Origin of the sequence: Joostella sp. (assembly GCF_048266025.1) — a bacterium.
Taxonomy (GTDB): Bacteria; Bacteroidota; Bacteroidia; order Flavobacteriales; family Flavobacteriaceae; genus Galbibacter; species Galbibacter atrarenae.
Map to the genome: position 1 here is coordinate 233475 of NZ_JBLXAF010000004.1, position 22503 is coordinate 255977.

Sequence of the window (22503 nt, forward strand, 5' to 3'; positions counted from 1 at the left end):
TTATAGTTTACTACTTTTAATATAAAAATCTTGATCTACTTCAAAGCTCTTAATAGGAGCTTTAGTTTTTATTTCTTTCCACGTATTAGTTGGGTAAATCCACTGCTCAGAATTGTTTATTTTTACCTGAATTGGCATGTCAAAATCCGCTACAATTTCTGTGTATTTAAATTTAAGTGTATTTTTAGAAATCTTATATTCAAGATTAGGAATCTTTGTAGTTCTTAAATACTGATTAAAGAAAGCATGGAGGTCGATACCTGTTTTTTCTGACAAATAATCTTCAATTTGCTTAGTTGTTACCGTTTGGTGGTAAAAATCTTTATTTAAACCTCTTAGTATAGAACGCCATTTCTCATCATCTTCTACTAATTGCCTAAGCGTGTGGAGCATATTTGATCCTTTGTAATACATATCACCAGAACCTTCAGAATTCACATCGTATTGTCCAATAATAGGTTTGTTATTGTTAATACTTTTTCTTGTTCCGATTACATATGCTGAGGCAGCTTCTTTTCCATAGTAATAATTTAAATAAAGCGATTCAGAATATGCTGTAAAGCTTTCGTGAATCCACATATCTGCAATGTCCTTATTTGTAATATTATTGGCAAACCATTCGTGTCCAGTTTCATGAATAATGATAAAATCGAACTTAAGACCCCATCCAGAACCCGATAAATCTCTTCCTAAGTATCCGTTTTCATATTTATTTCCATAAGTAACCGAGCTTTGGTGCTCCATTCCTAAATATGGAACTTCAACCAGTTTATAGCTATCTTCATAAAATGGATATGGCCCAAACCAATGTTCAAAAGCTTCCATCATTTTAGGCGCTTGTTGGAACTGTTTCTTAGCTTTTTCAAGGTTATAACTTAGCACATAATAATCCATATCTAAGCTTCCTTTTTCGCCATCATATTTCTCTCCAAAATGAACATAATCACCAATGTTTACATTTACGCCATAGTTGTTTATAGGGTTGCTTACAAACCAATGATATGTAGCTGTGTTTTCATTCTTATCCACTTTTAAGAGTCGACCGTTAGACACTTCTTTTAAGTTCTTAGGAACGGTAACACTAATTTTCATGCTATCTACTTCATCATACATATGGTCTTTATTGGGCCACCAAACACTGGCTCCTAGACCTTGGCAAGAAGTAGCTATAAAATCATTTCCATTATCATCCTTTTCCCAAGTAAAACCACCATCCCATGGAGCTCTAACAGCTTCTTTTGGATGACCTGAATAAAAAACAACGATTTCGTTATAGCTTCCTACTTTCTGCTGTTCCTTTAATTTTACAAAATGTGCATTCCCTTCTGAAGTAAAGGCTAACTCTTGATCATTCTGAGTAACTTTTTCAATTTTTAATGGAGGTTGTAAGTCAACTTGAAGGGTTTGGTTTTCAGTAAGTACTTTGTAGCGAATAGTATTTTTACCTGAAATAAATTTATCTTCTGGGTTAACCTCAATATCTAAATGGTAATAATTTAAGTCCCACCAAGCTCGCTCAGGAGTAATACTACCGCGAAGGGTATCTTGTCTTGAAAAAGTGTTTTCATTATTGAATAAGCTTGTGTCTTGAGCTTCTGCATTAAAACAAAGGCACAGAAAAATTAATAGTAGTAAGTTTCTCATAGCGAGGTTTATTATTAAGAAGCTACAAAGCTAAATAAAATCTATTATAGCTAATGAGATGAGCGCCTATATTTTTGGTAGCTTATAACAACATATAATGATTAATTTATAGATAAATTAGTGTTTTGAAGAGTTATTCTTCATCTAAAATAGATAACAATTCACCCCATGCAGCATCTCTAGCTCTTTTATTTGGATCGTTAGCGCTTGCTTCAGCTCCTTGTCTCATAAATGCATGGCCAGCTCCATCATAGATGGTAGTTTCATATTTTTTATTATATTTTTCCATAGCATCTTTTGTGTCGTGAATAGTTGCATTTACACGGTTGTCATTTCCTCCATAAAAGCCATAAACAGGAGCAGAAATAGACTCTAATGTAGCGTAGTCTTTAGGAGCGGTTCCATAAAAAACCAAGGCTTTCTTAATTTCTTGATTATTTGTTGCATATCTAAAACTCTGAGAGCCACCCCAACAAAAACCTATTACAGAAACATTTCCGTTGCTAGAAGGTTCATTAACAATGTATTGAAATGTGGTGTTTAAGTCCTTCGTAACTTGCATTGGGTCTAATGCATAAATTGCTTCACGAGCTTTGTCAGTATTTTCAAAATCTGTTGTTTTTTCAATCCCTTCTACGGAATTAGAAATAAGGTCAGGGGCAATTACTAGAAATCCTTTTGAAGCTAATTGGTCTGCAAAAGAACGAGCCCAATCATTCAGGCCTCTATTTTCATGAATTACAATAACAGCATCGGTAGCTACATTACTTTCTGGGTAGACTACAAAAGCTTTAAAAGTGCCATTCTCTCTTTCTAGATCAATCCATTCATGGTGCCTTTGGGATTCCGATAATTCGTTACTAATTTCAGAAACTACTTTTTTAACAGGATCTTTTTCTTCTTTTTTAGAATCTGTTTTACAAGAAAAGCAACATAGAATTAATGCTGCAATAGTTAATAGATTAGCTTTCATAACGGTAAATGTTTTGTATGTTTTAAAAACGAATTTGTTATTAAAATTAAGGTTTTAGTCTCTAATAATCGCATTTGGAAAAGTAACAACACTCTCATGGCCATTTTCACCAACTGTAGAAACACCAAAAAAGTAATTATCGATAACAATCCCTTCTAAAGTAAATGATGTAATGTCTTCTACATATCGAGAATGATCCCAAGTAGGGGAAGTAGTATCTCTCCAATATATTTTATATCCCTTTGCTCCAGGTACTTCATCCCACTTTAATTTAGCTGAAGCCTCTACAATACCTCCAATTGCTACTTTTTTTGGTGCTGGTGGCGCCCAAGCGATTGAAGCAAGGTTAATAGCATTTACAGCAGTTAATTTGGCTGCATAATCAAAATTTACATGTTTAAGTACATCTCCATATTCAATGCCATTCTCTGTTCTGATATCTTGGTGTTGTTGCGTATAATTTTCATGAGCTTCCATGATTCTAATTCCAGCAAATCCAGCATCGTTAAATGGACGGTGATGCCCACCGCGACCAAAACGATCCAAACGATAAATCATCATCGGATTCATTTCTGGCATATATGTTTTTACATTTTTATGAATATAGCGTGCTAATTGTCTAGAAATTCCATCTACTTCACCACCATAAAATCTTCGCATTGTTCTTTCACGTTCTGTTTCAGTTGGAGGTGTTGGTTCTGAAAAAATTCTGAAGTCGGTATTGCTAATAATCCCATCAACACCCTTTATATTACCAATCATATCATTATTAAAGATTCCGATGACCTCCCAGTTGTTCTCTTTGGCATAATTAGCCAATCCTTTTCCTCCAAATAAACCTTGTTCTTCTCCAGAAAGTCCAACATAAATAATACTATTTTCAAACTTATATTTTGAAAGTACTCTTGCTGCTTCTAACGTTCCAGCCATTCCGCTGGCATTATCATTAGCTCCAGGAGATGTAGAAGTATAATTGTTTGCATCCGATACTCTAGAATCGATATCTCCACTCATTATAATGTAGCGATTTGGGTATTTGGTTCCTTTTTGAATAGCTACCACATTTACAATGTTTACATCTTTGGTGATACGTTCGTTGGTCCCTTTTTCTACAAAATTATTTTGAAAAGAAACATTCAAGCAGTTATTACAATCTTTAGAGATATTTTCAAACTCACTTTTAATCCATCTTCTGGCGGCTCCAATTCCTGTAGTTGTAGATATGGTATCACTCAGTGTATGCCGCGTTCCAAAGCTGACAAGCTTGGTGATGTCCTTTTCAATATTATCAGAAGAGACATTATTTATAATATCATAGATACGTTGATCTGTTTGAGCTGATATAATTGAACTCGCACAGAAAATAACTGCAAAAAATATTTTTTTCATTTATAAGAGGGGTTGTTTATCGGTAAAAGTATTAAAGTTCATTAAATTATTTATGAATCGATGAATTTTTTAAGCACGTCTCGAACTTCAAAAGTATCTTTTACGTAATATTTAGCTTTTGTTTTTTTGAATCCGACTTTAACGGTATAAGAACCTTCTGGTACTTCTTCAAACATATATTCATCTGTCCAATCATCTCCAATTGTAAAGATAAAATCGTAGCCTTTAGTTGCCAATAGTCTAGAAACTGCGCGTCCTTTATTTACGCTACTGCTTTTAATCTCTATCACTTTATTCCCCTGCAAAACAGTTAGATCGTTATTAGAAATAAGGCTAGTTAATACCGTATTTAGCTCCATAGTTCTAATCTGTGCTAACTCAGGATCTGCTTTACGGTAATGCCAAGCTAATGAGTATTTCTTTTCTTCGATAAATGTTCCAGGAGTTCGATCTACGAAAGTTTCTAATATTGGTCGGATATTTTCCATCCAATCACTTTTTAAACGTTCTAAAGGCTCCCAATCGGTACTTTTCTTTTTCAACCAAACCCCATGATCTGTAATCAGAGAGTAATCTTTATCGGCAAACCAATCTTCAAAGGTTTCTTTATCACGACCACTAATAATAACCATATCTGTATTTGGTTTATTATTTAATTGGTCTAATAATTTAAACAAATCTTCATCTGGCTTTGCATTCTTAGGATTGTCTTGGAAACCAGCAAGCGTTCCATCGTAATCAAGTAAAATAAGGCTGCTTTCTGCATCTTTATACTCACTTATCATTTGCTCCTGAAGCGTATTTTTTAATCTTTCAGCAACAATAACTTGCCCTAAATTTTTAGTAGCATTTAATGATTTCATAAATTCATGAGCCCATTTTTCTACGCTATAACGCTCCAAACGCTCTTGAAGAATTTTGTTTCTAGCTATTTGTTCTTCAACAGGCATTATTAATGCTTGTTTTATAGCATCTGCAATCTCTTCAAAGTTATTTGGATTTATTAATAGCGCCTCATTCATTTCTTTTGAAGCTCCAGCCATTTCACTTAAAATAAGAACTCCATCTTGCTTAGTTCTTGTCGCTATATATTCTTTGGCAACCAAATTCATTCCGTCTCTAACGGGAGTAATAAGGGCCACATCAGAAGAAGTGTATAAATCGATCAGATTATCAAATGGCATAGAACGATAGAAATACCAAATTGGAGTCCAACTTACCGTTGCAAACTTCCCATTTATTCTCCCTACCAGCTCATCGGTTTCTTTTTTTAATAATTGATATTGCGGCACATCGGAACGCGATGGTACAGACAACATTATAAGACGAACCTTTTCTTTGAATTCAGGATATTTATTTAAAAAATACTCGAAAGCACGAATTCTATTAGGAATTCCTTTTGTGTAATCCAGTCTATCTATGGAAAGTATAAGTTTTGTGTCTTCTGAAGACTGCATATGGTCGTCAAGTCTTTTTTGTAGCTCAGACCTATCTTTTGTTTTTAATTGAGTGTGATTAAGCGCTGCATCATGAAATTTTTTGTAATCAATTCCCATTGGGAACGAATCAACTTTTACAATCCGATCATGATAAATTACCTCGTTGAACTTAACATCCAATCTTAAGATTCTTTTTACTGAACTTAAAAAATGACGTTCATAATCATAGGTGTGGAAACCGATAAGATCTGCTCCCAGCATTCCTGTTAAAAGTTCTTCTCTCCAAGGGAATGTTCTGAAAATCTCATAGGAAGGAAAAGGAATATGAAGGAAAAAACCAATAGAAACATCAGGTCTCTTCTCTTTAATAAGTTGTGGGAGTAGTAATAATTGATAATCATGAACCCAGACTTTGTCTCCTTCTTCTAGGTTTTCTATAACTACTTCAGCAAATTTTTCATTTACTTTTTTATAAGATTCCCAATAATCTTTTTCAAACTCTGTATATTCCGTAAAATAATGAAAAAGGGGCCACAGTGTTCTGTTGCTAAATCCAAAGTAATAATTGTCAATGTCTTTTTGAGTTAGATTTACCGCAGCGCAATTTTCATCTGCAACAGCTTTATCTACCTTTTTTATTAGGGTATCGTCTAATTCTTCTTCGGTAAGTCCAGACCAACCAATCCAAATTCCATCGCCATCTTTATGAACAGATTTCATTCCAGTGGCAAGTCCTCCAATACTAGGAGTTATTTCTAGTTCACTATCGTTAAGTTTAATTTGTAATGGTAGTCGGTTGGAAACAATGATTGTTTTACTCATAATTAAGATCTAGTTTTCTTTTTCTATGTTGATTGTTTTTTAGTACTAAATTTATCAAAATAATATTTTTAGCCTCTTTGTTTTATCAATATATAAATGCGTCTTATTATTAACTTTCATTTATTAATTGGATCTTGGTTTAAAGCTAAGATTTTCGTTAATTTAAGGAAATATTACTTTTTAAACGTTATAAAATTTATAATTAATGAATAATTTAGAATACGGAATTATTGGAAATTGCAGAAGCGCTGCTATAATATCAAAAACGGGTTCTATTGATTGGTGCTGTTTGCCCGAATTTGATTCTTCTTCTGTATTCGCTAAAATATTAGATGATGAAATAGGAGGTTACTTCGGTTTTAAAGTAGATGAGAGCTACACTATTTCTCAAGAATACTACAAGAATACAAGTGTTTTAGTAACAACTTTTTCTAACGGAAAAGACGCTTTTGCCATTTGGGATTTTATGCCTCGTTATTACGAAGAAGATGGTGGATATAATTCCCCGCCAGATGTAATAAGATATGTAGAGCATAAAAGTGGAACTCCAAAATTTAAAGTAGACTATAACCCGAAGTTAGAATATGCTTTAGGGGTTACCAATACTTATGTAAAGGAAGATTTTATTGTTAGTTTAACTGATAAAGAAAAATTTGACACACTTTTTCTCTACACGAGTTATGATAAAGATAAAGTAGCAAAAGGGGAGGAACTTGAAATTACTGAAGATGGTTATTTTTTAGTTGGTTATAATGAAAAAATATTTGTTCCAACCGTAAATAAAGCTTTTTTAGAGCTTACGCGAACTAAAACATACTGGTTAAATTGGTCCGATAGAACACCAACTTACGAGAAGTATAACGAAGAGATTATAAGAAGTGCCCTTACTTTGAAGATGTTGAGTTATGATAAATCGGGAGCGGTTTTAGCTGCTGCAACAACTTCTTTACCAGAAACAATAGGGGAAGTTAGAAATTGGGATTACCGTTTCTGTTGGATTCGAGATGCTTCAATGGTTATAAAAGTTGTTTCTGAATTAGGACATAAAAATATGGCCAAGCGTTTTCTTCAGTTTATTATTGATTTAATTCCTGATAAAGATGAGAAGCTCCAAATTATGTATGGAATTAATAAGGAGAAGATGCTTACAGAAGAGACTTTAGACCATTTAAGTGGTTATAAAGGATCTAAACCCGTTAGAATTGGAAATGCTGCTTATGAACAGCGACAAAATGATATCTATGGAATTTTAATGGATGTTATTTACGAGCAGTTTATGAAATTTAGCACTCAAATTGAAAATAGTGAGGACTTATGGACTATAACTAAAGGGATTGTTTGGGTGGTTAATAAGCATTGGAAAGAAACTGATAAAGGAATATGGGAATTCCGTACAGAAGAGAAACATTTTACATTTTCTAAAGTATTATGTTGGGTAGCTGTAGATAGAGCTTTAAGAGTTGCTAAAATGCTAAATAAGACACGTAAGATTGATAAATGGTCTGCCTTAGAAAAGGAAATAAAAGATGACATTCATGAAAATGCATGGAACGGAGAGGTAAATGCATTTACACAATTTTACGGTTCTAAAGATTTAGACGCATCAGTTTTATTGATGGAGCCTTATGGGTTTATAGACGCTAAAGATGAAAGGTATGTTGGGACTGTTAAGGCAATAGAAAAAGAGCTTAGCAATGACGGACTTTTATATAGATATAAAAATCAAGATGATTTCGGATTGCCATCCTCATCGTTTACAATATGTACATTCTGGTTTATTAATGCGTTAAATAAAATTGGAGAGCACGATAAGGCGGTTAAGCTATTCGATCAATTGCTTTCCTATAGCAATCACTTAGGCTTGTTTAGTGAAGATATAGATTTTAAAACGAAGAGACTTCTGGGTAATTTTCCGCAGGCATATTCTCACTTAGCACTTATAGAAACGGCTATAAACCTTTCTAATTATAAGACTGAAGAAGAGCAGATTATTGGAAATGTAAGGCAAGATTAACAATAAAAAAATCCAAGATAGGTATATGAAACCTATCTTGGATTAAAGCAAAATCTGAATAAATGTATTTTTTCTAAACTATTAAAACTGGTAAGTTTTGATAGCATTAGTTCTGAATATTTTTTCTAAAACTTCTTCTGGTAATTCTAAGCCTTTAAAAGTTCCTTTAAATTCTGGAGCTGTTAATATTTTATCTGTAGCGAAGAAATCCCAATGGTTTAACCAAAGTGTTTCAAACTTATTGGTAAGTGTTTCATCATCCATGCTACCATCGTCAATTACATCTGTTCCATAGATAATTCGATCTTGATATTTTATGAAAAAGTCTCTCACTTTTTTATGATCATCTTTAGCTTGTAGTTGCACATGGCATATTCTTTCTGCTAAATCTGTCATTGTATTAGGATAAGCATCCAAGCGTTTTGCAACCTCGTCTATGCTCCATTCCATGCTAAATAAATGTAATCCTACATATTTTAAATCAGGGAATTTCTTTAAAACATTATCACGAGCTTCCATTTGCGCTTCATAAGAAGGGTATTCTGGTAATAAGTGCATATGATATTCTGGATGCTCAGAAAAATAATTCCTATCAGAATCTACAGTCATTTCTTCAAGAGGAAGCCAGCAGTTTCTAGGTTCTCCTTGATGTCCAATTAGTAAAATATCATTATCAACTAAATATTGATAAATTGGATCAAAACGGTCATCATCTAGTAAAACAAAGTTTCCGTCTTTGTCTTTAATATCTGGATCCATCCCGATATTCTTCCATATTTTAACACCAACAGCGCCATTTTCTAATCCAGTTTTTATGAGCTGTAATGCACGCGGAAGCCATTTGTCTGTATTCCAATATTTAGTGTCAAAGCTTGTAATAAACTTTGTCATATTTGGAAATTTAGCTTCTAAATCATGAATCACTTGCTGTTGATCTTCAACACTTTCAAAAAAAGGAATTTCGGTGTTGATAGATAAAAACGAAACATTGTATTTTTTCGCTAATTTCATCTTTGCTTCAGAGCGCGTATTTAAATGTACATGCGCATCAATAAATGGGTTTAGCATAACTTTAATTTTTTACCATTACTAATTTTGTTTTCACTAAATCGGTAACTTTATTTGTTGCTTTAGGGAAAACTTTTCTTAAATCGATTTCCTCATTATTTGTGAGTTCTTGCTGAAGAGTTTTCATAAACATATTCTTAATTTCAGTAGCAAGATTTACTTTGCAAATACCATTGCTAATAGCTTCTTGTACCTGGCTATGAGGGACACCAGAACTACCGTGAAGAACAAGAGTGGCATTGGTTACTTCTTTTATAGCTTTTAGCAACTCGATATCCAAATTAGGCTCTTCCTTATAAAAACCATGAGCTGTACCAATTGCAACAGCAAGCGCATCTACACCAGTTGCATCTACAAATTCTTTTGCTTCTGATGGTTGTGTAAATCCTTGTTTTCCGTGAGATTGCCCGAGTTTTGCAACATATCCTAATTCTGCCTCTACATGAGCTCCATAATCTTTAGCACGTTTTACAACTTCTTGTGTCATTTTGATATTTTCTTCAAAAGGAAGCTCGCTACCATCTATCATTACAGAATCAAAACCAGCATCTAAACACTGCTGAACAAGCTCTACAGAACCACCATGATCTAAGTGAATCCAACCTTCAACACCAAATTGCTCTAAACCAGCTCTTCCTAGTTTTACAGCAGAATCTAATCCCATATAATCTATAGAGCTCTTTGTGAGTTGTAATATAATCGGTTCATTTAATTCTGAAGCAGCTCCTAAAACTCCGTGTAGCGTTTCAAGATTATAAAAATTAGTTGCTAATAATCCTCTTTTCTCACTGCTAAATTGTTCTAATTTATCTTTTAATTTCATAGCTTTTTTTATAATTCAGAATTAAACTTTGATTTTATTGTTTCTTTAATCGATTCTAGGTTTGTAAAAGCAGTAGTTCCGCCAGCAGCTGTTGTATTTAAAGCTCCCATTAGATTTCCTACTCTTAAGCACTCTTTTAAAGGTGCTTTTTCAATATATTTCTTTATAAATCCAGCATTAAATGAATCTCCAGCACCAATAGAATCAACTAGTTCTGGATTGTTAAATACTGTTGCTTTATATTCTTCTTTGTTTTTGAAGGCAATACTTCCTTCTTCACCCATTTTGACAACTATAATATTTGCATATTCTTCGATGCAACTTACAGCTTCTTTAATGGTGTTCTTTTTTGTTAATGCGAAGATTTCTTCCTTGTTTGGCATAAAGACATCTACAAAAGGTAAACACTCTTTATAGTCAAAATCCCATTTATTCTCTGGGTCCCATTGTAAATCTAAAGAAGTCGTTAATCCACATTCTTTAGCTTTTTTAAAGATTTCGGTAATATCTTTTCTGATTCCTTTCTGAATAAAAAAGTTAGAAAGGTGAAAGTGCTTAAAACCCTTGATATCATTCCAAGGAATAAGATCTATTGTAAGTGCTTCCATGGCGCCACAATAGGTAACATTAGCGCGGTCTTGATCGTAATTCATTACAATTGTAATTCCCGACTGATGCTCGTTAGTTTTTTTTATAAATTCAGCACTAACTTGTTTCTTTTCTAATTCAGCTTCAATAAATGTTCCATAATCATCATTCCCAACAACACCACAAAAAGCTGTGTTTATCCCAATTGCAGAGGCGTTGGCAGCCATTATTGCAGAAGAACTCCCTAACGTTAGGTTCATTTTATCAGCAATAATCTCTGTTCCGATTTTAGGAAACCCTTGAATCTGATTTAAAATTAGATCTACATTTAATTCTCCTACAACAAGTAGTTCTTTATGCTGCATATGTATTTTCTTTTATTTTGACTTTAGGTAATAAGTTTTCTACGTCCTCTAATTTAAGAATTCCTAGATCTTCATTCAAGCAATTTGCGGCACCACAAGCAACACCATATTTAGCTATATCTTCAATGTTCATATTGTTATTAACAGCGTATGCAATACCAGCTGTTAGGCAATCGCCACTTCCAACTGTACTAATAACTTGATCGATAACAACGTTTGCATGTACAAATTTACCATTATAATAAAGCCATAGACCTTCTCTTCCTTTTGTTATAGCAATAAGGTTAATTTTAGGGCTAAGTTCTTTTACAATAACTTCAATAGGAGCGTTGTTATAAATAGATTTTAATTCGTCTTCATTAATATGGATCCCAAAGAAAGATTTAGTAAGTGCATTTTTAAGTTGTGCACCAGAACAATCTATAATAATTCTCTTGTCTATAGTGTTACAAATATCAATTAATTTGCTGTATCCATCTTCTGGAGCGCCTTTAGGCCAAGATCCAGAGACACATATAAGAGAGCTTTTAGAAGCTTCTGTCTTAAATATTTCTAAGAATGGATTCCAGTCTTCTTTTTTAAAGGTAGGGCCTGGTTCTAATAATTCTGTATTATTAAACGAACTTATTGGAGAACGAAATGTGTAACATTTTCTGTTTTGCCCTTCAAGTTCGATACCTGATATATTAATATCCCTTAGTTGACATTCTTGTTTGATCCATGTTCCGCTTGTACCAGCCCAATTTCCTAGCAAAGTATTTTTTTGCTTTAACTCGCTTAGTGCCATGGCAATATGGGTTGCTTTTCCTCCAGGGTATTGTTTCAATTCTGAAATCCTGTTAGGAAGCCCACTTTCTATGGTATCTAGCCATGCATAAGTGTCTATTGACGGATTAGGACAAACACTTAATATCATATTTCTATCTTTTATAAATATTTACACCTTGTACAACTCTATTAATAGCTCCAGAAATAGATGGATTATCTGGACTAAGCCCCAATTCTAAGGACTTGTAAAAGCCTAGTAACTGAGCCAATATTGTTGTTGGTACAGCTTGTAATGAATTATTTGGTGTGTGTTTTATATATATATTGGTAGCATTTTTAAGTTTAAAATCTGCTGGTGCACCAATAGTTAACGATTGTATATTTCTTGAGTCTTTTGCTATATCTTCTACCAAATCCTTTTCATACTTAAATGTATGTGCGTCGTTAGAGAATAAGTAGACAAGTAATGTATTTGCATTTACAACTGCTCTCGGACCGTGTCTGAAACCTAAAAAGGAGTCATGTTTACAAATCACCTGACCATCCGTTAGTTCTTGAAGTTTTAAATGAGACTCTCTAGCAATTCCTAACATCTCTCCAGACCCTAGAAAAACAACTCTTTCAAAACTTCTTTTTGCGATCTCTGCAATAGTTTCATGAGCATCTAAAATAGTTTGTCCTTGTTCGCAAATTGTACTAACCAAGTCTTTTTCTGTTTCAATGTTATTGATATCAGAAACAAGAATAGCAGTTAATAGCATAGAAGTAAAGCTACTTGTCATAGCTAAACTTTTATCATTTGTTTCTTCAGGAAGAATAATGCTATAGCATGGGTTTTCTGTTTCTGAAGAATAAGAAGCTAATTTCCCTTCTTTATTACACGTAATAATTAGGTGATATATATCTTCACAATGCTCATCAGCTAATCTTACAGCTTCAATACTCTCAGGACTATTCCCTGATCTTGCGAATGAAACTAACAATGTAGGATTGTTTTTTGTTAATAAGGAATCGATATGAGTTACTATGTCTGTAGTTGCGACAGCTTGTGTTACTATTTTTGTTTTCTTTTGAATTATTCCTTGAGCAGCCTCTCCTATAAAAGCAGAAGAACCTGCACCAGTTAATATGATTCTAAGTCCTTCTTTTTTTAATATTGGATTAAGGAAGTCTTTAATGCTCTCTTTATTAGCTATTAGCATTAAAAAAGTTTCCATCCATAATCTTGGCTGTGCTTTTATTTCACGCTCTGTATGTAAATCTTTATTTATGATTTCTTGATTCATGATCTCGTAATTGATTTTTTTTAATTGGGTACTGGTTAATCTATTCGCAAACTAGCGATATGCAAATTAAACAATAAATCGAAAATAAAAAAAATTTCGATATCTTTTTATTTATGCTTTTCGATAAGTTGATTTATGAATATTATTTATTTATTACTTAATAATTGTCGTTTGTACCTTTAATAAGTATACGAAAGTTAAATTTTTGTTATTCTTTGCTTAATTAAAAAATATATTTAAATTAGCAAACGATATGAAAACACATAACTTACGTATTCTGTGTTTTTTTAGAAAAAAAACTCTATAACATAAATTATAACCTATATAATTATGTTATTCAATTAAATCATCTTAAACCATTCTTATGAAGAAACTCTTATTTACTTTGGTTACTTTCATATACTGCCTGTCTTCTTTCGCTCAAGAGAAAGAAATTACAGGAGTTGTAACCGATTCAGAAACAGGGATGCCAATTCCCGGAGCAAATATATTGGTGAAGAACACTACAAAAGGAGTTGTTACCGATTTTGACGGAAATTACTCTATCTCAGCAGAAGAAGGAGCTACTTTAAAATTTACTTATATAGGTTTTAAAGAAGAGGAAATTGTAGTAGGAAGTGATTCAGAAATAAATGTTGCTATGCAAGTATCGGCATCACAGCTTGATGAAGTGGTTGTAGTAGCGTATGGAACGCAAACGAAAGAAGAAGTTACGGCTTCTGTTTCTACAATAGACGCTAAAGAACTTACAGATGTTACTTCTCCAGATGTATCTACAATGTTACAAGGTAAAGTTTCTGGGGTACAAGTAATTCAAGGGTCTGGACAGCCTGGTTCTGTACCAGATATTAGAATTAGAGGGATGTCTTCTATCGATGGAAGTGTAAGTCCTCTTTGGGTTGTAGACGGTGTAATTATGCACGGAACTCCAAACTTAAATCCTAATGAAATTGAATCTCTTTCAGTCTTAAAAGATGCTTCTGCTACTTCTCTTTATGGTTCTCGTGGAGCTAATGGAGTAGTAGTTGTTACAACTAAACAGGCAAAAGTTGGTAGAAGCGAACTTACTGTTAGTACAAGAACTGGTTTTTCTGAATTTAATCAGGGGAACTTTGAAGTAATGAATTCTCAACAGTTGTATAACTATTATGAAGGGTTTGGAGATACATTCAATCAGAATGATAATGAGTGGTATAACCCTAGTTTATTAGATCGCGATTATGATTGGATAGATAATGGTACACAAACGGGATTTGTACAAGATCATAACTTAGTTTTTACTGCAGGAACAGAAAAATCTAAAACTTATATTTCTTTAGGATATTATGATGAAACGGGTTCTATTAAGGGGTATGAGTTTGATAAATTAAGTTTCCGTATCAATCAAGATTATAAGTTTGGAGAGCGATTAACTTTAAAGCCTAAAATTGGTCTTAACTATAGTACAGTTGATGATAGACAACATGAATTACATTCGATGCTTACTAATATGCCATGGGATTCTCCGTATAATGAAAGTGGAGAGTTAGTAAATCCACAAGAAAATGGAGTGCCATGGATAGGAAGAGACAAGAGTAACTATTTATATGATTTACAATGGAATAACTCTCAGTCTCAGGAATTTAATTTATATGCAAACTTTGATTTAGAATTTAAAATAACAGACCATCTTAAATTCATCTCTACAAATGGTTATACTTTATATAGAAATGATGGTAAATCATATGTAGACCCTGCTTCAAATAGTGGTTTAGCAGATAACGGAAGATTATCTCAATCTACAGCAAGAAGAATAACAAGGTTCACCAATCAAATGCTTAAATATTCAAACCTTTGGGGAAATCATAGTTTCACTGCTTTGGCTGCATATGAATATAACGATTATGTATATGATGATTTTTCTGCAACAGGACAAGGAATTGTTGCTGGAACTGATATATTAAATAATGCTGCCAATCCTAATTCTGTTGGAGGTTTTAAAAATGAATATGCTTTGCAGTCATTTTTATTCAATACCAATTATAAATTCGATAATAGATATTTAGTTCAATTGTCTATCCGTAGAGATGGGGCTTCTAACTTTGGAGAAGATAATCAATATGGAACTTTTTATTCTGCAAGTGCTGGATGGAATATCCATAATGAGGATTTCTTCAACATAGATGCAATAAATGAACTTAAATTAAGAGCTAGTTATGGTGCTGTAGGAAACAGACCAAGTTCTTTATACCCTCAATATGATTTATATAGTTTAGATAACACATATAATGGTGTGCCAGTAACAACGCCTTCTCAATTAGGAAATGAAGATGTAGGTTGGGAAAAATCTTTTCAATCAAACTTTGGTTTAGATCTTCGTCTTTTTAATAGAGTAGGGTTGACATTCGACTATTATATTAAAGATACTTCAGACTTATTATATTTTGTTTCTATCCCAGATGTAACAGGATATAGTGGGTATTGGGAAAATATTGGAGGTGTTAAAAACACTGGGTTCGAAGTTTTCTTAGATGCAGATGTTATCCGTAATGAAGATTTCTTATGGTCTGTTAATTTTAATATTGGTGTAAATACTAATGAAGTTACAGAACTTTTGGAAGATCAAGCAATCATTAAAGGTAATAAGAGGTTAAACATAGGTCAAGATATTAATACTTGGTATATGCGTGAATGGGCTGGAGTAGATCCAGAAAATGGAGATCCTTTATGGGAAGTTGTAGACCAAGATACTGGGGAAGTTACAACAACTAATAACTGGAATGATGCTACACAACAAGAAGTTGGAACTTCTACACCAGATTATTATGGAGGTTTTGGAACTGCATTTAGTTATAAAGGTTTATCTCTTTCTGCGAATTTTGCTTTCACTAGTGGTAATCTAATTTACAATTATAGTAGAGAGTTGTATGATGCAGATGGAGCTTATCCAACATATAACCAACAAGTATTAGCTGATGGTTGGAGCAGATGGGAAGAACCAGGAGATATTGCAACACATCCTAAGTTAGTAAACGGTGGAAATAGTTTATCTAATAAAGTGTCTTCAAGATATTTAGAAGATGGTAGCTATTTAAGAATGAGAAACTTAAGATTAGGGTATACTTTACCTTCTGAGTGGGTGACTACAATGGGAATGAGTAACTTAAACATCTACTTATCTGGTGATAACTTATGGACATTAACTGATTTTTCTGGAATGGATCCAGAGGTAGGAGTTGATGGTACATATAACGCATTGTATCCAGTTTCTAAGCGAATTACGCTAGGGTTATCATTATCATTTTAATATCAAAAAACTATAAAAATGAAAAAAATACTATATATAATATTAGCAGCAGCAAGTTTTACAGCTTGTGAACTAGATAGATTCCCTTATGATTCTGTTGCTTCAGACGAATTGTTTGAAAGTGAAGGAGGATTGGAAGCCGTAACGGGAGGTTCATACTCTTTATTAAAAGGAGATGGAGATGGAAATGGATTCTCTCCGCAGTTGCATAGAGCAGCAGAATTTTCTGGAGATAATGTATCCTTAAGTGGTAATACTACGGATGCTTTATTCTATACATACAATTATAATAATATTACAACTAGTGGTAGAATAAATGATGTATGGAGTTCTGGTTATAAAGCAATTGTAAGTTGTAATAAAGTTATTGAACTTGCAGTAGAGGGAGAATCTGTAGAAACTGATCAATTAATTGGGGAAAATTATTTTTTAAGAGCTTATACCTATTTCGAATTGGTTAACGTTTTTGGAAGGCCATACAATCAAGGGACTTCAAATTTAGGAGTTCCATTAAAGTTAACATCAGATGTTTCTGATGTTCCAGATAGAAATACAGTTGGAGAAGTATATGATCAGGTAGTAAAAGATCTTTTAAAAGCAGAATCTTTAATGAGCGTAAATAAAACCAACTCTTACGCTACAAAAGAAGCAGCGCAAGCGCTTTTATCTAGAGTATATCTGTATATGGGAGTTAATGATCAGGCAATTACATATGCTGATAAAGTGATTAACTCAGGAAGATTTCAGTTGTTACCAACTTCAGAACTTGGAGATTATTTTCAAAAAGTACCTGAAGACAATACAGAAACGATTTTTTGTTTCCGTTTTGTTGAAGAATCAGATTACAACGAAAGTGGAGCTCCAGGATGGTATACTGTAGGATCTCTTTACGCAAATATTGAAGGAACAGGTTGGGGAGAAATGTATGCTTCTAGTTCTTATTTAGATCTTATAAATGAAAACCCTAATGATGCTAGAAAAGAGTTTATAGATCCACAATTCGAATTAGATGAAGATGGAAATAAAATTCCTGCTGTTTATTGGATTAATGATAATTATACATACCAATTCCGAAGAACTACAGAGGAGAATGGTAAGATCTACTTTACAGAAGATGGAAGTAAAGTTGAGGTGATGACAGAAGAAGGAGATGATGAAACGTTATATTACTTTAATAATGGAGGTTCTAAAACATATGTTACTTATGGTTACGACATGTTTAAGAGAAATGGATTTCCTAAATTTTACGTGTTGAAAGCGTCGTTACAAGAAGGGGTTCCTCATTTATGGTCTCCTGTAGTTTCTCGTCTAGCAGAAATGTATCTTAACAGAGCAGAAGCTTACGCTAAAATGAGTAACGAGTCTCAAGCGCTAAGCAATATAAATATATTAAGAGAGAGAGCAGGAATAGACGCTTACGATAGTGCTTCAGACTTTCCAGCTGGGAAAAACTTATTGGATGTAGTTTTAGATGAAAGAAGATTAGAGCTAGCATATGAAGGGCATAGAAAATTCGATGTTTTTAGAAATAATGACACAATGGATAGAAAGTACCCAGGAACTCATTTATCAGGAAGCAATCCTTATTATGAGATTTTACCAACAGATGATAGAGTTATAGAATACATACCAGAAGTTCAAATTAATGTGCAGCCAACGTTAATTCAAAACGATTAAATAATATTAATATACAGCTGAATCATAAATTATGATTCAGCTGTAATTTTTTATATATGAAAACAAAAAACTTTCAAATAATTTTAGGATTACTTTTCGTAGTAATGTATCTAAATGGATGCAATACTAAAAGTTCTAATTCTAACGAAGAACTAGCTTTATCTATAGAAATCCCAACGGAAGGAAATAGTTGGGCTATAGATGATTTTTCAAAAAATAAAAATTTGGTATCAGAAAAAGGGATCACTAATTGGTCTAGTTTAGATACTAAAATTAGAACTTACTTTAAAGTAGATACTATTGGAGAGATTCATGTGGGTTTAAATGCGAAATCTTTAGAAGGTACTTCTGTAGTTAAAGTAACTTTAGGGGGGAATAGTAAAGAAGTAACTATTTCTAATCCTGATTTTGAAGTTGTTAATGTTGGAGTTTTTAATATAGAAAAAGCAGGCTATAATTTTATTGAAATCCAAGGAGTTAATAAAGAAGGAGAAGAGATTGCCGCTGTAAAAGATCTTCGTATTGGTGGTCCAGCAACCAATGGGGAAGTAACTTTTGTAAAAGAAGATTTTTACTGGGGGAGAAGAGGTCCTTCTGTACATTTAAATTATACACCTCCAAAAGACAAAGATATCTTATGGTTTTATAATGAAATCACAGTTCCAGAAGGTCAAGATGTATTAGGCTCATATTTTATGGCAAATGGTTTTGGAGAAGGCTATTTTGGAATGCAAGTAAATTCTGAATCTGAAAGAAGGGTTCTTTTTTCTGTTTGGAGTCCATTTAAAACTCAAAATCCAGACGAAATTCCAGATGATTATAAGATAATCTTATTAGGAAAAGGAGAGGGTGTTACTACTGGAGAATTTGGAAATGAAGGCTCTGGAGGGCAAAGCTATAAAGTCTTTAATTGGAAAGCAGCAAACACATATAAGTTTTTACTTAAAGGGGAGCCTTCTGTAAATAACTCTACAGATTATACAGCATATTTCTTTGATCCAGAAGCGGGAGAATGGAATCTTATAGCAAGTTTTAGAAGACCACATACTTCTACCTACTTAAAGCGCCAGCATTCTTTCTTAGAAAATTTTATTACTGGAACAGGATTTAAAACACGAATGGGTGTTTATGGAAATCAATGGGTACGAGATACCGATGGAGTTTGGAATGAGCTTACAGAAGCTAAGTTTACTGCGGATGCTACTGCTAGAAAAGGATCCCGATTGGATTATGCAGGAGGAGCAAAAGGAAATACATTTTTTATGAAAAATTGTGGATTCTTTAGTGAACAAACAGAAATGAATACCATGCATACAAGAACTGCTAATGGAAAAGCTCCAGAGATTGATTTCTCAAAACTGGAAACTCCTAACTAGTATTTATGAACTAGTTAGTAATGATATTTAAAGTAAATGAAATAGATTTTATATTGTTGAGTTAGCTTTCATATTAAGAAATCTAAATTTTGTTTAATAGTTAGTTTGTGTGAACACCGTTGATATTTTTATCGACGGTGTTTTTTTTTATAAAAATGTAATACCCTAATTTTCTTTCCTTAAAATGAAAGGCTAATTAAATCTTAACATGTTCATATTGTATATAAAAATCCTTAATTTTATGGAGCTATGAATAAAACAAGAAGAAAAGGATTTGTATTCACAAAATATGAAGCTCCCGATATATCTCCATTCGATAAGTTATTCGAAATTTTTAAAGAGTTGATAACTCACACTTCTGGAGATTTTGATGAGGCGATCGATTGGCTTCGGGAACTCGATGTTGAATACAGTTTAACAGACGAGAACTATACTATAGACGACTTTATAGAGGAGCTAAAGCGTAAAGGGTTTATACAAGAGGAAATTGATCCTGAAGGTGGTAATGGTAGTGACGGAGATGGTGAAGGCAAGTTTTCTATCACTGCAAAAACAGAACAGCTTATCCGAAAGCACGCCTTAGATCAGATTTTTGGTAAACTTAAAAAAGGAACTAGTGGAAATCACCGTAGCAAACATACTGGTCGTGGTGATGAGCATACTGGTGACTTCAGAGATTATCAGTTTGGAGATCCTTTAGAGCGAATTTCTATGACAGAAAGTATCCGAAATGCACAAGTAAATCATGGATTAGGGAATTTTATGCTCAATGAAAATGACCTTGTCGTGGAAGAAACCCATCATAAGGCACAAATTAGTACCGTTCTAATGATAGATATTAGTCATAGTATGATTTTATATGGAGAAGATAGAATTACTCCTGCTAAAAAAGTAGCCATGGCATTGGCAGAGCTTATTACAACGAGATATCTAAAAGACACTTTAGATATATTAGTTTTTGGAAACGATGCTTGGCCAATTTCTATAAAAGATCTTCCATTTCTAAAAGTAGGTCCTTATCATACTAATACGGTGGCTGGACTTCAACTCGCTATGGATATTTTAAGACGTAAGCGGAATACTAATAAACAGATTTTTATGATTACCGATGGGAAACCTAGTTGTATTAGGGAACCCAATGGAGAATACTATATGAATAGTGCTGGCTTAGATACATATATAGTTGATAAGTGTTATAATATGGCGCGTCAGGCTAGAAAACTCCACATTCCAATTACCACATTCATGATTGCAAAAGATCCTTATCTGATGCAGTTTATAAGGCATTTTACAGAGGCGAATAAAGGAAAAGCATTTTTTACAGGACTTCAAGGTCTTGGAGAGATGATTTTTGAAGATTATGAGGCCAATAGAAAAAAAAGAATCAGGTAAAAAATAGATATCGATAGTTTTGATTGACTTCTATAATAGAATACATAAAGTTTAAAAGATACGAAATGCAAATACAAAAGATAAAAACGCTTGGAACACTGGTTGCTTCAGGATATAAATCTAAATCTATAAAAGACGAATTAAGAGATAATCTTATTCAGAAAATAAAAAATAACGAAACTACTTTTGAAGGAATTCACGGTTATGAAAATACAGTAATTCCAGAATTAGAGCGAGCGATATTATCACGTCATAATATTAATTTTCTTGGTTTACGCGGACAAGCAAAAACAAGATTGGCTAGAATGATGGTTAATTTGCTTGATGAATGGATTCCTGTGGTGAAAGGATCAGAGATAAATGATGACCCATTAAATCCAATATCTAGATTCGCTAAGAAAGCTATTGAAGAGCACGCAGACGATACCAGAATTGTATGGGTGCATAGAGAAGAGCGTTTCTTTGAAAAGCTGGCTACACCAGATGTAACGGTGGCCGATTTAATTGGGGATGTAGATCCTATTAAAGCTGCGAACTTAAAGTTATCATATGCCGATGATCGTGTGATTCACTACGGAATGATTCCTAGAGCTAATAGGAGTATTTTTGTTATTAATGAACTTCCAGATTTGCAGGCTAGAATACAAGTAGCATTATTCAATATTTTACAAGAAGGAGATATTCAGATTAGAGGTTTTAAATTGAGACTTCCTTTGGATATGCAGTTTATATTTACAGCAAATCCTGAAGATTATACAAATAGGGGTAGAATAGTAACACCGTTAAAAGATAGAATAGGTTCTCAGATTTTAACTCATTACCCAGAAACTATTGAGACCGCTAAAAAAATCACTAAGCAAGAGGCTAAGTTAGAAGCAGCTCAAAAAGACAATATTTACGTTCCAGAATTGGTTTACGACCTTTTAGAGCAAATAGGATTTGAAGCTCGAAACAGCGAATATGTAGATGCCAAGAGTGGTGTAAGTGCTAGGTTAAGTATTAGTGCTTTTGAAAATATAATGAGTACCGCAGAACGAAGAATGCTTAAAAGTGGTAAGGATAAAACGAGTGTGCGGCTAAGCGATTTTATGGGAGTGATTCCTGCAATTACTGGAAAAATAGAATTAGTATATGAAGGAGAACTGGAGGGGGCAGCTTTTGTAGCAGAACAATTATTTGGAGCTGCAATAAAAACATTATTCCCAGAATATTTCCCTAAAATAGATAAATTAGAACGTCCAGATGCTCCAAGTGCTTATGATGAAATAGTAACTTGGTTTTTTGAAGGAAGTGGTTTTGAGCTATTAGATGATGTTTCTGATGAAGATTATAAAAAGCAATTGGATGAAATTGCACCATTAAATAATCTTATAAAAAAGCATCAACCAGAAATTAAACCTGAAGATGCATATTTTTTAAAAGAGTTTCTTTTATGGGGATTAGTAGCTTATAAAAAACTTAGTAAACATCGATTTACTGAAGGATATCAATTTAAAGATCCATACGGAAGTTACATAAGCGGATTGTAAAATATTTGAGATTTATAAATATAAACCTCTGTGTATAAAATTATATGCAGGGGTTCTTTTTTGG

At 33.2% G+C, this 22503-nt stretch carries 15 protein-coding genes; 6 read left to right on the forward strand and 9 right to left on the reverse strand.

The window, feature by feature from the left end; all coding sequences use genetic code 11:
* The 4 genes from ACN0TY_RS09835 to ACN0TY_RS09850 all read right to left on the reverse strand — a co-directional run bounded on the left by ACN0TY_RS09835 (position 1) and on the right by ACN0TY_RS09850 (position 6267).
* The gene (locus ACN0TY_RS09835; protein ID WP_417444351.1) at positions 1-1644 is read right to left on the reverse strand and encodes a M1 family metallopeptidase; all 1644 of its coding nucleotides are present in this window, start codon (positions 1642-1644) and stop codon (positions 1-3) included.
* A gap of 133 nt (positions 1645-1777) precedes the next feature.
* Positions 1778-2617, reverse strand: a complete 840-nt coding sequence (locus ACN0TY_RS09840; RefSeq protein ID WP_417444352.1) for a dienelactone hydrolase family protein — start codon at positions 2615-2617, stop codon at positions 1778-1780.
* Positions 2618-2671: 54 nt separating this feature from the next.
* Entirely contained in the window at positions 2672-4006 is a 1335-nt protein-coding gene (locus ACN0TY_RS09845) for a M28 family peptidase (protein ID WP_417444353.1), read from the reverse strand.
* 50 nt (positions 4007-4056) lie between these two features.
* Complete coding sequence (locus tag ACN0TY_RS09850; RefSeq protein WP_417444354.1) at positions 4057-6267, reverse strand: bifunctional alpha,alpha-trehalose-phosphate synthase (UDP-forming)/trehalose-phosphatase; 2211 nt, start codon at positions 6265-6267, stop codon at positions 4057-4059.
* A 205-nt stretch (positions 6268-6472) separates the two neighbouring features.
* Between ACN0TY_RS09850 and ACN0TY_RS09855 the strand changes: the two genes are divergently transcribed.
* Positions 6473-8281, forward strand: a complete 1809-nt coding sequence (locus ACN0TY_RS09855; RefSeq protein WP_417444355.1) for a glycoside hydrolase family 15 protein — start codon at positions 6473-6475, stop codon at positions 8279-8281.
* 81 nt (positions 8282-8362) lie between these two features.
* Here ACN0TY_RS09855 and ACN0TY_RS09860 read toward each other — a convergent pair whose 3' ends face one another.
* Genes ACN0TY_RS09860 through ACN0TY_RS09880 form a run of 5 tightly spaced genes read right to left on the reverse strand, consistent with a single transcriptional unit; the run spans position 8363 to position 13179 of the window.
* Positions 8363-9349 carry an amidohydrolase family protein gene (locus tag ACN0TY_RS09860; RefSeq protein ID WP_417444356.1) on the reverse strand — a complete coding sequence of 329 codons (987 nt, stop codon included), beginning with the start codon at positions 9347-9349 and terminating at the stop codon, positions 8363-8365.
* Positions 9350-9353: 4 nt separating this feature from the next.
* Complete coding sequence (locus ACN0TY_RS09865) at positions 9354-10172, reverse strand: class II fructose-bisphosphate aldolase (RefSeq protein ID WP_236958727.1); 819 nt, start codon at positions 10170-10172, stop codon at positions 9354-9356.
* Between the two features lie 8 nt (positions 10173-10180).
* The gene (locus tag ACN0TY_RS09870; RefSeq protein WP_417444357.1) at positions 10181-11125 is read right to left on the reverse strand and encodes a carbohydrate kinase family protein; all 945 of its coding nucleotides are present in this window, start codon (positions 11123-11125) and stop codon (positions 10181-10183) included.
* Positions 11115-12041, reverse strand: coding sequence for a 1-phosphofructokinase family hexose kinase (locus tag ACN0TY_RS09875; protein WP_417444358.1), 927 nt, complete (start codon positions 12039-12041; stop codon positions 11115-11117). The genes ACN0TY_RS09870 and ACN0TY_RS09875 overlap by 11 nt, the downstream gene beginning before the upstream one ends.
* A gap of 4 nt (positions 12042-12045) precedes the next feature.
* The gene (locus ACN0TY_RS09880; protein WP_417444359.1) at positions 12046-13179 is read right to left on the reverse strand and encodes an SIS domain-containing protein; all 1134 of its coding nucleotides are present in this window, start codon (positions 13177-13179) and stop codon (positions 12046-12048) included.
* Between the two features lie 364 nt (positions 13180-13543).
* Between ACN0TY_RS09880 and ACN0TY_RS09885 the strand changes: the two genes are divergently transcribed.
* From ACN0TY_RS09885 to ACN0TY_RS09905, 5 genes are all read left to right on the forward strand, one after another.
* Entirely contained in the window at positions 13544-16465 is a 2922-nt protein-coding gene (locus tag ACN0TY_RS09885; RefSeq protein WP_417444360.1) for a SusC/RagA family TonB-linked outer membrane protein, read from the forward strand.
* A gap of 18 nt (positions 16466-16483) precedes the next feature.
* A complete protein-coding gene (locus ACN0TY_RS09890) occupies positions 16484-18142 on the forward strand; it encodes a RagB/SusD family nutrient uptake outer membrane protein (protein WP_417444361.1) in 1659 nt (552 codons plus the stop codon).
* A 56-nt stretch (positions 18143-18198) separates the two neighbouring features.
* Positions 18199-19518, forward strand: coding sequence for a DUF3472 domain-containing protein (locus ACN0TY_RS09895; protein ID WP_417444362.1), 1320 nt, complete (start codon positions 18199-18201; stop codon positions 19516-19518).
* 249 nt (positions 19519-19767) lie between these two features.
* Entirely contained in the window at positions 19768-20910 is a 1143-nt protein-coding gene (locus ACN0TY_RS09900) for a vWA domain-containing protein (RefSeq protein ID WP_417444363.1), read from the forward strand.
* A 65-nt stretch (positions 20911-20975) separates the two neighbouring features.
* A complete protein-coding gene (locus ACN0TY_RS09905) occupies positions 20976-22439 on the forward strand; it encodes a sigma 54-interacting transcriptional regulator (protein WP_417444364.1) in 1464 nt (487 codons plus the stop codon).
* Positions 22440-22503 lie beyond the last annotated feature (64 nt).